The sequence below is a fragment of the Pseudomonas rubra genome (assembly GCF_028656935.1).
Classification (GTDB): Bacteria; Pseudomonadota; Gammaproteobacteria; order Pseudomonadales; family Pseudomonadaceae; genus Aquipseudomonas; species Aquipseudomonas rubra.
This window is the reverse complement of record NZ_JAMDGZ010000055.1, coordinates 15,290-30,241: the sequence shown is the minus strand read 5'-3', so window position 1 is coordinate 30,241 and position 14,952 is coordinate 15,290. Positions and strand designations below refer to the sequence as shown.

Annotated in this window: 16 protein-coding genes; 7 read left to right on the top strand and 9 right to left on the bottom strand. The window is 57.9% G+C overall.

Annotated features, from left to right (window positions below; all coding sequences use genetic code 11):
- From M5G17_RS23095 to M5G17_RS23075, 5 genes are all read right to left on the bottom strand, one after another.
- The coding region (locus tag M5G17_RS23095; RefSeq protein WP_273895206.1) for a sensor domain-containing diguanylate cyclase at positions 1 to 1,574 on the bottom strand (1,574 nt) is incomplete at its 3' end.
- 154 nt (positions 1,575 to 1,728) lie between these two features.
- Complete coding sequence (locus M5G17_RS23090) at positions 1,729 to 2,052, bottom strand: I78 family peptidase inhibitor (RefSeq protein ID WP_273895205.1); 324 nt, start codon at positions 2,050 to 2,052, stop codon at positions 1,729 to 1,731.
- Between the two features lie 115 nt (positions 2,053 to 2,167).
- The gene (locus M5G17_RS23085; protein WP_273895204.1) at positions 2,168 to 2,608 is read right to left on the bottom strand and encodes a GNAT family N-acetyltransferase; all 441 of its coding nucleotides are present in this window, start codon (positions 2,606 to 2,608) and stop codon (positions 2,168 to 2,170) included.
- Between the two features lie 36 nt (positions 2,609 to 2,644).
- A complete protein-coding gene (locus tag M5G17_RS23080) occupies positions 2,645 to 2,839 on the bottom strand; it encodes a hypothetical protein (RefSeq protein ID WP_273895203.1) in 195 nt (64 codons plus the stop codon).
- 168 nt (positions 2,840 to 3,007) lie between these two features.
- Positions 3,008 to 3,850, bottom strand: coding sequence for a helix-turn-helix transcriptional regulator (locus M5G17_RS23075; protein WP_273895202.1), 843 nt, complete (start codon positions 3,848 to 3,850; stop codon positions 3,008 to 3,010).
- A 153-nt stretch (positions 3,851 to 4,003) separates the two neighbouring features.
- Between M5G17_RS23075 and M5G17_RS23070 the strand changes: the two genes are divergently transcribed.
- Positions 4,004 to 4,552: a GNAT family N-acetyltransferase gene (locus tag M5G17_RS23070; protein WP_273895201.1), complete on the top strand. Its 549-nt coding sequence runs from the start codon at positions 4,004 to 4,006 to the stop codon at positions 4,550 to 4,552.
- Positions 4,553 to 4,598: 46 nt separating this feature from the next.
- On the opposite strand, the gene M5G17_RS23065 is transcribed toward M5G17_RS23070, so the two are convergent.
- Positions 4,599 to 5,450: a phage tail protein gene (locus M5G17_RS23065; RefSeq protein ID WP_273895200.1), complete on the bottom strand. Its 852-nt coding sequence runs from the start codon at positions 5,448 to 5,450 to the stop codon at positions 4,599 to 4,601.
- Between the two features lie 984 nt (positions 5,451 to 6,434).
- Here M5G17_RS23065 and M5G17_RS23060 point away from each other — a divergent pair.
- The 5 genes from M5G17_RS23060 (at position 6,435) to M5G17_RS23040 (ending at position 11,502) form a co-directional block, all read left to right on the top strand.
- Entirely contained in the window at positions 6,435 to 6,788 is a 354-nt protein-coding gene (locus tag M5G17_RS23060) for a hypothetical protein (protein ID WP_273895199.1), read from the top strand.
- 105 nt (positions 6,789 to 6,893) lie between these two features.
- A complete protein-coding gene (locus tag M5G17_RS23055) occupies positions 6,894 to 7,412 on the top strand; it encodes a sigma-70 family RNA polymerase sigma factor (RefSeq protein ID WP_273895198.1) in 519 nt (172 codons plus the stop codon).
- Positions 7,413 to 7,414: 2 nt separating this feature from the next.
- Complete coding sequence (locus M5G17_RS23050) at positions 7,415 to 8,362, top strand: FecR domain-containing protein (RefSeq protein ID WP_273895207.1); 948 nt, start codon at positions 7,415 to 7,417, stop codon at positions 8,360 to 8,362.
- Positions 8,363 to 8,449: 87 nt separating this feature from the next.
- Positions 8,450 to 10,951, top strand: a complete 2,502-nt coding sequence (locus M5G17_RS23045; RefSeq protein WP_273895197.1) for a TonB-dependent siderophore receptor — start codon at positions 8,450 to 8,452, stop codon at positions 10,949 to 10,951.
- Between the two features lie 128 nt (positions 10,952 to 11,079).
- On the top strand, positions 11,080 to 11,502 hold the full coding sequence (locus M5G17_RS23040) for a hypothetical protein (protein WP_273895196.1): 423 nt from the start codon (positions 11,080 to 11,082) through the stop codon (positions 11,500 to 11,502).
- 188 nt (positions 11,503 to 11,690) lie between these two features.
- Here the strand turns inward: M5G17_RS23040 and M5G17_RS23035 are convergent, their stop codons facing one another.
- The 3 genes from M5G17_RS23035 to M5G17_RS23025 form a co-directional block, all read right to left on the bottom strand.
- Entirely contained in the window at positions 11,691 to 12,206 is a 516-nt protein-coding gene (locus M5G17_RS23035; RefSeq protein ID WP_273895195.1) for a hypothetical protein, read from the bottom strand.
- An 848-nt stretch (positions 12,207 to 13,054) separates the two neighbouring features.
- Entirely contained in the window at positions 13,055 to 13,435 is a 381-nt protein-coding gene (locus tag M5G17_RS23030; protein WP_273895194.1) for a hypothetical protein, read from the bottom strand.
- A 90-nt stretch (positions 13,436 to 13,525) separates the two neighbouring features.
- On the bottom strand, positions 13,526 to 14,086 hold the full coding sequence (locus M5G17_RS23025) for a cysteine hydrolase family protein (RefSeq protein ID WP_273895193.1): 561 nt from the start codon (positions 14,084 to 14,086) through the stop codon (positions 13,526 to 13,528).
- A gap of 143 nt (positions 14,087 to 14,229) precedes the next feature.
- Between M5G17_RS23025 and M5G17_RS23020 the strand changes: the two genes are divergently transcribed.
- Entirely contained in the window at positions 14,230 to 14,736 is a 507-nt protein-coding gene (locus M5G17_RS23020; protein ID WP_273895192.1) for a GNAT family N-acetyltransferase, read from the top strand.
- Positions 14,737 to 14,952: the final 216 nt, after the last annotated feature.

Sequence of the window (14,952 nt, the reverse complement as noted above, 5' to 3'; positions counted from 1 at the left end):
AAACCATAGAATCTCCCACTCAGCCCATCGACCAGGCACCATCCATTACGGCCCTTGTCCTTGGCTCGATAGAGCGCCGAGTCGGCCGCCCCCATCAGCGAATCGGCGGCTACGGCCTCCTTGATCGGATAGCCCAGGGCAATGCCGGCACTGGCCGTGACCTTGCCCGCCGGGCTTTTCACATGTTCGATGTTCAGTGCACGGATGGCCTGGAGAATGCCCTCGACGATGGTGCTGGCACCTGCGGCATCGGTATTGGGCAACAACAGCGTGAACTCTTCACCACCGTAGCGCACGGCGAGGTCGCCGGGGCGCTTGAGGCTGCCCTGGATGGCGGCGCCCACCGCACGCAGACAATCATCCCCGGCCGGGTGACCGTAGTTGTCGTTGAACAGTTTGAAGTAATCCAGGTCCATCATCACCAGTGCCAGCGGGTAGCCTTGGCGCTTGGCGCGGCGGATCTCCTGGGCCAGTGCAGTGTCCAGCCGACGCCTATTGCCCAGGCCCGTGAGGCTGTCGCTCAACGCCAGGTCACGTACCGTCTGATGGGCCCGGCGCAGGGCCGCCTCCATCACGATGCGCTCGCGCAATTGCCGCAGCACCAGGGCACCAAAACCGCTGAGCCCCACCAGCAACAGCAGCAGGACGACGGCAGTCTTGATCAGGTCTTCGCGCCACGGGTCGATGATCGAGGCCCGAGATAAGCCGGCCTCGACGACCAGCGGATAGGCGTCCAGCGCCTTGTACGCATAAAGACGTTGGGTTCCATCAACCACCGCCTGGGTTTCAACCACGCCTTCGTGTGACTGTGGCAAGTACTTCTGGAAAATCTCACTGCCAGCAAGGCTGCCGCCAATCACTCGCTCAACGAAAGGCCTGCGGACCAGGATAGTGCCGTCGCGCTTGGCCAATACCAGAGCGCCGCGATCATCAATCTTGAACTCACCGTAGAATTCAACGAAGTAGTCCACCTTGATGGTGCCCAGCAACACCCCGAAAAACGACCCGTCGGGATTATCAAGGCGCCGGGAGATCGGGATGATCAAGTCCCCGGTCGAACGGCTCTTCACTACCGAGCCAATGAACACTCCACGGTCTTCATGAGTGCGGTGATACTCGAAATAATCGCGATCGGCGTTGTTGGCATTGGTGGGCGTGTCGGTTTTGTCGGTAACAATCCAGTGGCCATCCGAACCGTACACGAACAACCCGTGCACCTGCGGCATCATTGCAGCCTGTTGCTTGAGCAGTCTGTGCAGGCGAGAGATGTTCATCCGTGCCAAGCCGTCGCCTTCGAGCCGCTCTCCCAGCATCGCGGTCACTACATCGACCTGGCGAATGGCATCTTCGGCATGCTGCGCAGTGGCGCTGGCAAGGTTGGTGACAGCGTCATGCGCGCTGGCAAATGCGTGCCGGTAATCGCGCCAGATCCGCCAGCCTTCGATGCCAACGAACAGCAGCACAACCACCAGCATGAAGCTCAGGATCAGCCCGAACAGCGACGCCGAACGCCCTCGGCGCGGCGCGAATGACTCGGCGGTTTCTTGCCCGTTCAGGTCAGCGGATGGGTGCATACAGGTCTATGTTCCATAAAACTCCCACCACAGCGATAAACCACCTCAGGGCTGTCCAGAAATACTTGCCGTTTAACATAGACCACCCCAGCCTGCGTACCTAGCGCCAAGGTGCAAAAAAGCCCATCGTCGGCTGTTCAGAGCCCGCAACACGCTAACCGCAGAAGGCTGCGACTATACGGTTCTGCTCATTCACTTCAAGATTGAGTCGATCAGGCACATAACTCAGGTCGCGCCCAGGCATCGACAGCACACGCACCGAACTCACACCCGATAGCAACTTGGCGACCAGCAGTACCTCCTTGCCCACTTGCTGACCAAACAGCATCTGCACTGATTCTGACGAGCATTGCTGTTCATCACTGCTGTAGGCACTGGAATCATCAGTAACGGTGTCGGCGAGCTCGACCAGCACCACACTGAACACCAGCCAGCCGACCAGTGCGAGAGAGAGTCCGAGGATGAGGGTGGGGAGCATATCAAGCACACTGCGTGTTGCACTTCTGTCCATTGAAAGAGGGCCGTGAAAGCCAGCTCAGACCCGACGGGCAATCGGGAGTTCCGTGCACACAAGAATCCCCCTTGCCTGTCGATCAGCGAATGCGCTTGAAGTAGATCAGTTCCGGATCCTGTTCATCGAGGTTTTCGATCACGCCGCTGGGCACGAAACCGGCCTTGGCAATCAGCTTGCGCGACGGCAGGTTGGACTGGTTGGTGGTGATGAACAGCTTTTCTGTCTGGCAGGCCGCCTGGGCTGCGACCAGAAGCGTGAGCGCCACGCCCTGCCGCTGATGTGCAGGAGATGTGACCACCAAGGCAACCAACCCATAATCAAAAAAGCTGTAGGTCAGCACCAGGTAGCCAATCACCGCGCCTGATTGCACGGCAACCAGGCACTGCTGCTTGTCGACGGCCTCAGCAAGAAAAACCCCACGACCGGGGTTGATGCTGGCATAGGCGTCGAAGGCCAGCATGGCGCCAAGATCCTCAAGCGTGGCGTTACGGGTCAGCGTGACCGCTTGCGTTGTGCTCATTTGGCTTCCTGCCCTGGCTGAGTGTTCAGGCAGAGTTTACCGTTTGCCGAGCAACGCCGCATTCGCCTGACGCACCATGGCAACCCACTCCATCGGGCTGATCCGTCCGGACTGCTCAAGCTGCTGCGCCACCATCAAGGCCCGGTGATAATCGGCCTCCTGCAACGCACCCTCGCCCAGGAAGCGGACCCGCCATTCAAGAATCGCCGCCGTCCCTTTCTTCGTCTCCATCCCCGCCCCCAAATGTACTGAAAACAGGTGCACGACCGGGTCGTCACCTGAAGCGGCGGCGAGGTTACAGGAGATCATTGGCCTTGAGAATGTTTCGTAATACCGTCCGTCGTCAAACTGTAAAACGGTGTCGGTTTTCCCTGATCAAGGGCGTTTTTTGTCGCGCAGTCACAGTTGATGCTGCTGGCGTCGATAGGCGGTCAATGAGAACCCGGTGTAGCGCTTGAAGTACCGGCACAGATAGGAAGCATCGTCAAAGTGCATCTGCTGGGCAATCCGGCCGATGGCAAAATCACCGCAGGCCAGCAGCGCCTTGATTTCGAGAATCACCTGCCTGCTGATCAGGCCTTTGGGAGTGTCGTTGAAAAAGTCCTTGGTCAATTGCGCCAAGTAGTAGGGCGTGATGCTCAAGGCGCGGGCATAAAAGCCAACCTCCCGATGCTCAACGCAATGCTTGCCCACCAAGTCCCAGAATCGCCAACTGAGCATTTCCTTGCGACTGTAAGTGCGGTGTTCTTGCTGCTCGCCGGGCATTCGCGCAGCGATGGCCAGGAAAAAATTCTGCAGTTGGTTTCTGAGCATGATGTGACGGTACTCAGGGAAGTCTTGTGCCAGTTGCCTGAACTGAGCCAACCAGTTTGCCAACGCTCCCTTGTCAGCTTCAACCGGCCTGCAGCGCGGGTAGTCGTGGAGAAACTTGAACAATGAGTTGGGTAACGGATAAGCCACTGCGGTGCAAAAAACCTTGGGCATCAAACAGAAGAACACCTTGAATGTTCGCGAACGACGCCTGAGCACAGCGACGGTGTCCTCAGCCAGGACCAGGACATCGCCAGGCCGAATCGACTGCTCGTGGAAGTTCAGCGAAAAGCGGGCGCGCCCGGACAAGCAGACCATCAGGGTGATGTAGGCATGGCCAAACGTCATCGGCGCGCCGCTGCCCTCCTCCAGGGTACTGACCCCAATTTGTACCGACTCGTCCCCTGCCAAAAGCTGCGGGATAGCATGCATAGACCAATTACCAAGGCATTAACCACGGCCAGCGTACAACAAGCGGATGGATTAGTTTCGAAAAGTACCGAAATTGCCGGGGTATTGGTCATCGGCCATAGCGCACTGTGAGGTAGGCTTTACCCCATGATTTCTTTGCACAGAGCCCACACGATGACACTTGAAACCGATCGGCTGACACTCCGCCCCTGGAATGTGGCGGACACCACCGACCTCTATGAATACGCTCGTGACCCACGAGTAGGCCCGATCGCTGGTTGGCCAGTGCACACGAGCGTTGAGCACAGTGCGCATATCATCCGCACGGTCTTCAACCAGCCTGAGGTTTATGCAATGGAGCTCAAGGGCAGCCAACGCGTCATAGGCTGTGTTGGCATACTCATTGGCAGCGACAGCAATTTCCAGATCAGTGATCAGGAAGGTGAAATTGCCTACTGGATCGGCGTGCCCTATTGGGGCCAGGGCCTGGTTCCCGAAGCGGTCCGCACCGTCATGCGCCACGCATTCCACACCCTTGAACTGCAGGCCTTGTGGTGCGGATACTTCGCCGATAACACTCAGTCCCAGGTGGCTCAGGCCAAATGCGGCTTTCGCCATCACCACACTGAAGAGAACAAATACAACCCGTTCCTCGAAGACTACCGAACAGAACACATCAGCCGGATTACACGCGAAGAGTGGATGTGCGAGAAGGCGACGTAGTATCAGTACGCCGCCAGCAAGATGACTGTGTTTGAGAAACGAAGTGCTAGTACTTGATCAGTGCAAGTAGCGCAATGTTACGCGGTCGGCTCACACCCGAATAACCGCGGTCCTGGCCAAGGCCAGGCAATGCAAAGTTGTTGATCGCATCAGCCCCGCCAATTGTCACGGTTGCATAGTCATTGACCTCGTACGGGTCTACGCCCATCGCTACCTGCGATGCAGCCCCCGTTTTCAGTGACGTGCATGCACTCCAGACGCCGTTGGCCTTGTTGTACTCCGTGGTGTCGTACGTCTGCAGCGTGCCCTTTTGCCGCGAACCGAATGCACGGCCAGCGTCTACGTTTCTGCCATCGTCGAAGCCACGGATGAACTCGCCGCGCAAGTCAGGCAATCCGAATGTCGTCGAGCCGTCCCCCACACCGTAAGTCGTGCCGATTGCAGCAAAAAGGGCGGCATAGGTGCAACGCGATACGTTTGCTCCATCTGCTTTAAGCCAGCCCGCGGGAGTGATGTTGGAGGCTGAGTACTTCACATCGCCTGGCGACGCCCCCGAGGCAATGGAGATCTGCCCCAGCGTGACCGCATGCTGGCTACGTGTAGCGTTTGCCACCTGTTGTGCGCCCCCGTCACAACTGATCAAGACCCAACACAATTTACCGCCGTTAAGCAGCGGACCGATGTGTGAAACCAGGGTTACATTGCCGCCGGCAACGATTTCATCACCCTGCAACATCTGACCACCCAGGCCGTAGATAGGCGTCGCTGCGAGCCCATCGGGGGCATAAGTAGCATCGGCCGGATTGGTCATGGTGGCGCGAAAATACTGGACCACGCCATTGGTGGTGGGGAGCGCGGTGAAGGCTAGAGAGTTTGAAGCGGTGTAGATAATTGTCATCTGACTTTCCTTGTTAGTTGACGTGAGAAATCCGTATGCGACTGCTGCACTCGACACCTCGGGTGACGGCTTGGTCGCGTCACGACACTGTATGTATATACAGTATTTTAAGCAAGAAAATTCTCCAGCGAACCTCACCGCTCGTATTTCCTTGGCGCGCCGACCAGCTTTGCGAACCATAAGCGCCTACCTCCAGCAAGCCAGAAGTAGGTAGATCGAAGGAGGTGGTGTTTAGAAAGGCGAGAGAGCGAAAATGTGTCGCTCACGGCTGGCGGCTCAAGTCCACTCGAACGGGCATGAGCACGTACGCGAACGCCGACATCGCCACGACGTCGAACCAGGCGAAGACGTCGCGGGCAGATTTCACGAGGTGAGTATGAAGTGAATCCAGGAGAACCCTGACAAGAAGAAAAGCGATTTGATCATCGCCCGACACTGCCTATTTCATGAAATTTTTTGGACATACCGCAGTCTTCCCGGACGCTTGTGAAATCGGGTCTCGATATCGTGCACCCACCAACAGGATAGATTGCTGATTGTCCTTCTCAACGACCAAAGCAGCACAACCAAAGTTGCAAGGCTCGCTCGAGGTAAAACAAATATCCTGACCGACGAACCGGTACAGACCCACAGGCCAGCCCGAGCAATCGTACAATCCAAGCCCTGGGCAGGAATACGCTTCAACCTGTCCTATCGCGACAATATTGGATCCAATTGCATCCTGAAGAAGACCTTCGGCAAACACTGCGTTACATGTAAACACTGAGGCGAGGAGAGTGAGTGATTCTTTGAACATGCACGGTTCTCAAGCAGACTTAGAATGGAGCGAGGCTAATAAAATAGCTGATTGTAATGCTGTGCAAAATAGCACTGTTTACCCATCCGCACACGGTGCGCGACTACGCCTAACACTATTCAATTCTTTTACTAGGCTAAGAGCAATCTGGCTCACCCGTGTGAGCGCATGACTACAAGGAGGCTGTCATGGACCGTGAAGTACCGGCAAAATACATTAAGCAGCAGAAATTTTTTAAACGAAAAGAGCTGCTTTGGTCGATGACTCACTATGGTCTTGGGGTCTCGGCCGGCGTATTGGCTTTCCTTGCCGCTAGCCCAGCGACGCTGGGTACATCAACAGCAAGCACTCTAGCGATGCTCTCTGGTGCAGTAGCGGCTGTATTGACATTTCTCTCGCCGGCGTCCAGGCGTAAAGCCTACACCGAAGCCAGGGATTTGATGAGAATCGCCCGAATGCGCTTTGAGGAAGAGGACAATCGTGCGGCAACACCCCTTATCGACGCAATGGAAGCCGCTTCTCAAGTGACACGTCGCCGATAGAGGGACTCGACGCCCAAGTGAACGCTATGCGTTCCAGGGTTCCCCGTTGCCAAGTTCCTCTCAAAACAATAATAATGCGAGCAATTCTTATTTGAGACTTTCGCCATGCCGGCTGAGCCCTCTGACCTCTGCGTCGCCGTCGGCGACCTCTACGTCGAACATAGCCCGTGGTTACGTGGCTGGTTACGCAAACGCATGGGCAATCACAGCGACGCGGCCGACCTGGTCCAGGACACCTTTGTCAAAATCATCAAGGCCCGCAGTGCGCGGGAGATCCGTGAGCCCCGGGTCTACCTGACGACCGTGGCCAAGGGCCTGATGATCGACCTGTTTCGACGTCGGTCACTGGAACAGGCCTACCTCGAAACCCTGGCAAGCCTGCCCACTGCGCAGGTTCCGAGTGCTGAAGCGCAAACCGTTCTGTTCCAGACCCTGGTTGAACTGGACCGCCTGCTGGCCGGGCTTGGCGCCCGGGTGCGCGAGGTCTTCATACTTTCGCAACTGGACGGCAAGACCTACTCCCAGATTGCTGGCCAGCTGGGCATTTCCCTGCGCTCGGTGAACAACCATATGGCCAAGGCCATGGAGCACATCTGCCTGATGCAATGGGAGTCCAGCGAGTGAGCCTGTCGCCCTCGCCGGCCCAGCGCCAGGCTGTACGTGACGCAGCCCGTTGGTATGCGCAGTTGTCGTCGGACCAGGCCCGCGCCGATGACCTGGCACAGTGGCAATCCTGGCACGATAGCAACCCCTTGCATCAACAAGCCTGGCAACGCATGCAGGCGATCAGCAGGCCCCTTGCAGGCATGCCACGCGAGCTGGCCGCCTCGACCCTGTTGCACGCTGGGCGGACCCGGCGACAGGTGCTCTACAGCGTGGCGATATTGCTGGGCGGCGGCACAGTCGCTTCGCTGGGCTGGCGTAGCGATATGCGCCGGGAACTGACCGCTGCCCATCGCACCGCCGTGGGTGAACGCCGGGCCCTGACGCTGGCGGACGGCAGCCAGGTGCTGCTCGACACCGATAGCGCCCTGGACGTGCAGTTCGATGCGCAACAGCGGTTGCTGTTGCTGCGGCGCGGCCAGGTGCTGGTAACCACCGCCGCCGACGTCAGTGCCCGCCCCTTTCTGGTGGATACCCGCTTCGGCCGAGTACGTGCGCTGGGCACCCGCTTCATCGTAAGCGTCGATGAGCGGGGCAGCGAAACGGCGGTGCTGGAAAAGTCCGTGCAGGTGTCACTCGGCGCCGCCCAGCACTTGCGCCTGGACGCCGGTCAACGGGCGGCGTTCGGCCCGGCGGGCATCGGCCCCTTGCGCGCCAACGACGCCTCGGTCGGCGCCTGGCGCGATGGCAGCCTGATCGCGATCGAGCAGCCCCTGGGTGAGCTGCTCGCCCAATTGTCCCGCTACCGTCCGGGCTTGCTGTTTTGCGATCCGGCAGTTGCGGCGATGAAAATCTCCGGCGCCTTCCCGATCACCGACACCGACCTTGCCCTCGCGGCGTTGCAAAGCGCCTTTGCCCTCAAGGTGCAGCGTCGCAGCCGTTACTGGGTGACGGTGATGGCACGCCACTGAAATTTTTTTCGCTGAAGTTGCACTTTTGCCCTGGCCCGCTCGGCTCTCCCTTCCATCTGATCAACTGAATGTTTTGGGACGGGAAACATGAGCACCCTGCAGCGGAAACCCACGGCATCAGCCCTGACACTCTGCCTTTCACTGGCCACGGCGATCGCCTGGCCCGGTGTCTCGCTGGCCGAGCAAATGAGCAGCAGCCAGGCCCGGCTGTACAGCATCGCCCCCGGCAGTTTGACCGAAACCCTGAGCCAGTTCGCCAGTGCCTCCAGGGTGGCGTTGTCGTTTGATGGCGCCAGCACCCAGATGCGTCGCTCCCCAGGGCTCAACGGCAGCTACACCGTCGACCAGGGCTTTGCCGTGCTCCTGGCTGGCAGCGGACTGCACACGGTGCGCCAGGCCAATGGCGTGTACCTGCTGATACCGAGCCCGCAGGGCAAAGATTCGCTGGAGCTGGGCGCAACCACCATCCGCAGCCAGGGCCTGGAAGAAGGTGCCCACAGTTACACCGCCAACACCGCGACAGTCGGCAGCAAGGTGGCAACCTCCGTGCGTGAAGTACCGCATTCGGTTTCGGTCATTACCCGTCAGGGCATAGAGGATCAGAACCTCAACAACCTGACCGATGTCATGGCCAAGATGACCGGTGTCTCCCTGCAAAAAGGCGGGATATCCCAGGCAGCCATGGGCAATGAAAGCAACTTCTTCTCGCGCGGCTTCGCGGTCTCCAACACCACCCTCGACGGTGGTGCCCCTTTGACCACCTCGATCGCCGGCTACGGCTCGCTGAGCCAGCTCGACATGGCCCAGTACGACCGTGTCGAGTTCCTGCGCGGCGTCGATGGCCTGTACTCAAGCACGGGCGACCCGGGCGGCACCATCAACCTGGTACGCAAGCGCGCCCTGCCGGACACGCAGCTGTCGTTCTCCGCTTCGGCCGGCAGCTGGGACAACTACCGCAGCGAGCTGGACCTGACCGGCCCGTTGGTCGACAGCGGCGACATACGCGGTCGCCTGGGCATGGCCTACCAGGACAGCAAGTCGTTCATGGACTACGTCGACACGCAGAACTCGCTCACCTACGGTTCGCTGGAGTTCGACCTCAACAGCGACACCACCCTGAGCCTGGGCGGCAGTTTCCAGGACAACGACGGCGTCCCGTACTACGCCGGCCTGCCGCGCTACACCAACGGCGACGACTTGAAGCTACCCCGGCATACCGCCTACACCGCCAACTGGAACACCGTGCGCGAAACCACCACACAGCTGTACAGCAAGCTTGAGCACGCCTTCAACGCCGACTGGTCGCTGACCACCGACCTGACCTACGTCGATATTGATCGCGACTCCAAGGGGCTGTACTTCTTCGGCGGCGTCGATCCGCTTACCGGCACTGGCCCCGCCTGGCACCAGTACCCAAACAAAGGCGGTAGCGTACGCAAGACACTCAACAGTTATGTCAAAGGGGGTTTCGATGCCTTCGACCGGCATCACGACCTGCTCCTGGGTGTCGACTACAGCCATACCGTCGGCACCGTCATCCAGCGCACCGGCCTGATCCAGGGCATCCCACTGGACCTCGACAGGCGCAACCCGCCACAGGACCTGGGCAGTACGCTGAACAAGAAACAGGACCTGCCCGAGATCCGCCGCTCGGCCTACGGCATGACCCGCCTGGCCCTGACCGAGGACCTGAAGTTCATTCTCGGCGGCCGTCTTTCCGACTACAGCTACCAGAACAAGCAAGACTTTTACGACGGTGTCACGCCACCTTCGCGACCGGACACCCAGCACAAACGCGGCGTATTCACTCCCTATACCGGGCTGACCTACGACCTGAGCGAACGCTGGACGACTTACGCCAGTTACGCCGAGACCTTCACACCACAAGCAGGCAATACCGACACGGCTGGCGCGCAACTCGACCCCGCCACGTCGAAGAACTACGAGATCGGCCTCAAGGGCCAGCTGTTCGATGGCCGCGTCAACACCTCGTTTGCGCTGTACCGCATTGAACAAGAAGATACTGCCGTCTACGACGACCTCGGTAGCGGTCCGGTGGGTAGCGAGGCGACCTGCTGCTACTTCAACGCCGGCCAAGTCGTCAGCAAGGGTTTCGACGCTGAAGTGAGCGGTGAGGTTGCCCAAGGCCTGCAACTGATGGCCGGTTACACCTACAACCGCCTCGAAGCCAAAGACGCCAATGAAGGCCGAAGCACCTTTGAAGGCATCACCCCAAAACACCTGTTCAAGGTCTGGGGTACTTACCAACTGCCGGGTGACCTGCAAGCCTGGAAGGTCGGCCTGGGGGCAATAACCCAGAGCGCTACCTCCAAACAGGGCGAGGTCACGCCGTACAACCCCGACAGCGGCAAGTTCGATGGCGAGCCGCTCGACTACAAATTCCTGCAGTCGGGCTACACCCTGTGGAACGCGAGCCTGGCGTACCAGATCGACAAGAACTGGTCGACCACCCTCAATGCCAACAACCTCTTCGACAAGAAGTACTACTCCACGGTGGGCACCTCGGCGTACAACAACTTCTATGGTGATCCACGCAACTTCATGTTGACGGTGCGTAGCACGTTTTGAGGTTTGCCACCTCGACTGCTTTGGTTCAGGTCACGGTAGCCGGTGATTTTCTTGCATGGGTTACCATGGCGCCATTGCGCCACGAAATCACGCCGACGTAGCGCGTGGCGCCGGCAAAAGGGGTAAGCATGGATAGCATCATCAAACTGCGAGTTGGCTTGATCATCGGAGCAATCATTGGCCTTGTACCCATCACTGTTCTTTTCTTGATGGGTCTGGTTGCAATTTTTATCCCTGCCCCCTTCGTTCTTGAGGCCCCTGCCCGCACCATTCCTTTCACACTCGGCGCCTGTGTAATCTCGATGTTCGGGATCTGGTCAGGCTGGAAAATTTTCAGGATCGCAATGTCGCGCACGCCGATTCTGAAAAACAAGCCACTGCTCGTTGTTGGCGTCGTTGTATCCACCCTCTGGGGTCTAACAATCGCCGCTTCCTTCAAGGAGGTCATCCCGCAAATTTATTGCTTGTTTCTGATGCCTGGGATCACATCAGCAGTGATGCTTGCGATCGCCTGGAAGAGAACAACACTGACCACTCGCCGATGCACCTAAGCCGGCAACGCCCTTCTCACAGGCTATGGCGCGTTGCAACAGATGTGGGAGTCGGCCTTGCCGGCGATGCGCCGCGCGGGCGGCGCTCGATCTCAAGAGCGCAACAAGCCTTACGGCATACACCTTTGCGCCATCACCCAAGCAAGTCCCCCAAGACAATCACCTCTACTGATGCTCTCAACGTGTGCTCAGGCGGTAGGCTCTCTCTCTTTGAGCCCGCGCAGTGAAAGCCATTCACGATAGAACATGACCGCACGGCCACAGAACAGGCCGACGGTAAACCCTGACGCAGCGCCTGAGAGGATGAGCATCTGCGCACTGGCCGAACGTTCGGGATGCACGGCAGCCTGGTAGCCGATGAAGTACTTCACGGCAAAAAACAGCAGCGAAATCCCAAGCACTTTCCAAGTGCCGGGCACGACCAGTGCTTGGCCTTCGTCATCCAGAGCCAGGCCGCGTCGGGAAAACAGCACCTGTGCGGCCAGGCTGCCCAATATGATCCCCGCGAGCCAACTGCCCAGCGTTAACTCGATGCTGTCTGCGTACCTAAGAGAAAGGCACGACCATATCAGCACAATGCTCGGCGTGATGATTAGCGAACGCGGGCTTTCCCGGCTGGCTGTACGAGCACTGAAACCGTAGTAGCAGACCAAGAGGAAAACGCCGTACACCCAGAGTGGTGTACCTTCTAGAGCGTCAAGCATTGTTGTTAGCATCCGTGCCGCATGTTCGTGGCCAACAGCGTAGTAGCCAGTGCCGCTTTTTTCCATTACCCGGCATTTGGCCTATTCATGCAGAATACATTAGGAAATACGTAGCCACGAATTACATTGTGCAAGCTGGCTGACCCAGCTTTCCGCACGGTTTGGGGCCTTCGGTATCAGGGGTAGCGCTTCTCCCCATGGGTGCTTGCGCAGGAACTCGACCTGCACTACACAACGGTATTGCACTACCGAAGGCTGATTCGGGTGGGCTCCAGTTCCAGGTACTTGAGTCGCCCGAAAGTACGCCTGCGCCTTTGAGAACCTCAACCGCAGTAGCAATCGTACCAACTGCTTCAGCGGTGGCCTTGGTGCCTGGCGTCGACTCGGAGCCAACCTTGGTCAGCGTTCCGTTAGTGCCATACTCCACAGTGAACGTTGACGTTTCGAACGTTCGCGCTTCATAAGCAATAAGACTCGGTGTACGACGGGGGACAAGCTTGCGCTCCATGACACGAACAAGTGCACAATTGGCGCCTTCTCCTCCCCCTACAAAATGAGTGATCTTTCCATCACCGTCCAGGATTCGGTCCTGGTAGTAATACTCATCCCGGGAAACCAGCGCGTAAAAAGGGACACCTTCGCATCGACCATCTACGCAGGCTTTTTCTGCGCTCTCATACGTGACTATTTTCCCCGAGCACCCCGTGACAATCGTCGTAGCAGCCAAACAGAGCATTATTTTCATCATCGTTTCTTACTCAAAGCTGGCGTAATGCCATTTTTGAGCGTAGCAGCAACTCTACGTAGAGGTCGCCAAGATGCAATAGTCCCGCGTGGGGCTTGGCCGGCTAATTGATTGCCGTTGGCGGGACTGAGTCAATGTAGTCCAAGATACATTTGCGCCTGGACGCCGCTACAAACGCCTCAAGCGCTTCTATCTTTTCAGCTTCGCCAGCTCTGACAGGATGGTTCAACACATCGTCAGAAAGTTGATGCCGAGCCTGTTCTCTGGCCTGAACCGGGATAGCATCCTCATCCATGTAACTGACGGGCAGGTTCCATTGCCTGGCCACCATGATCGCTGCAGCATCCAGCGCCAGGGTCTCACAGTGCGAGATTTCCTCAGGCCGCAACTTCACCCGCCCATTCTCCTTCGTCCACGCCAATGCTGAAGAGCCTGCAAAAAGACACAGGCAGGCTAGCGCGGCGGTTAATCTTTTCTTACTCATAGCGGTCCATCACTAAAACGCGCAAGGCTATCAGGTGCCTGGCCGGGCAGCCAGGGTGGACGAGGCACCAGTCAGCGGTACAGCCCACATTCAAATACTGCCCATCAGGTCAGCCACTTCAAATATACGCGCGTAGTCCATTGCCAAGTTACTTAAAGACATCGCATGCACATCTTCTGCGGACCAAAGTCGGCCAGCCAAGTCTTTCTGGTCAAAGGTGTAGCACGCATCTGACGCAACAATTACGGCGAAGCCCAGATTCCCTCCAGATCGCGCCGTTGCCTCAACCGAGTTGTTGGTGATGACCCCAGCGATCACCAACTGCTGAATCGACCGCGCGTGAAGCCATCTTTCCAAACCGGTAGCCGTAAATGCATCAGGAACGTTCTTCTCAACCACATGCTCATGCGAGAGCGGGCGCAAAGCCTCCTGAAACTCGCATCCAGACTGCCCGGGCCAAAACACAGACTCCGGGGATCGAGAAATATGCCGAACGTGGATGATTGGGCGACGTGACGCTCGCCAAGCGTGCAGTAACTGCTCTAACCGCAACTCGGCATCTGGATTGTTCCGCCGCCCAAGCTTGGGATGGTTCATGCCCTGCTGCATGTCAATGACTACCAGTGCAGCGTTGGCTTGCAAAAGTTCCATGGCACGTCCTTGCGGCATCAGTGGAGACGGAACACGTGTACATCGTTTTTGATCAGGCGTCATGATCTGGATGCAAAAATCCCGGCACGGGACCTACAAATCCTGAGTCATAATACAAAGACAGACCAAAGCAAGGCATCCGCATGAAACCCGCAGTACGACCCGCAACAATTGAGGACACCCAGGCAATCTCGGCACTTCACCGTGAAGCCTTTGTTCGGCAACAAGCATCAGACCTGTGGGTGCAAGCCACACTCTCGGCCTACCCACGGTTACTTCCCTTCGTATTGGTTTTGGATGGCCAGATTGCCGGGTACATCTTCTGGGCACAGAAGTCAGGGATTCGCCCTGCTGCAACACTTGAGCTGGATCAAATTGCCATAGCGGCTCGGCATCAAGGACACGGCTATGGCGAACATCTGATCAGGGAATCGCTCGCTTTAGCCACCGCGTCGCTTCATGGCACTGGGCAGACGCTAAAATCCATACTCGTTTCTACGCGTGCAGATAATGCCGCGCAGCGTCTGTATGCCAAAGTGCTGGGGGCAAAGGTGGTGGCAAGCATCGAAGGCCTTTACTCAGCTACCGAGGTAATCATGCTGGCTGACATGACCGGCGGCACCTCAGGCTCGACCTCTCCATCAAGTTAAGCGTTGCCCGCTGAAGTTATTGCTCGGGGCCATCAGGCAGACTGTAAAACTTCCAGGCGACCAGGACCGCTGCAATAAAAAAAGCGGCTAGCCCAAACGGAACGTAGTCGGGCTTACCCAGCAGTCTCTCGCTCTTGACCAAGGCAGCACCTGCAAACAAAAAAACCAGCGCCAGTCTCAAGCGCCAAGACTTCAACCTCTCTGAGGCTCTCATCA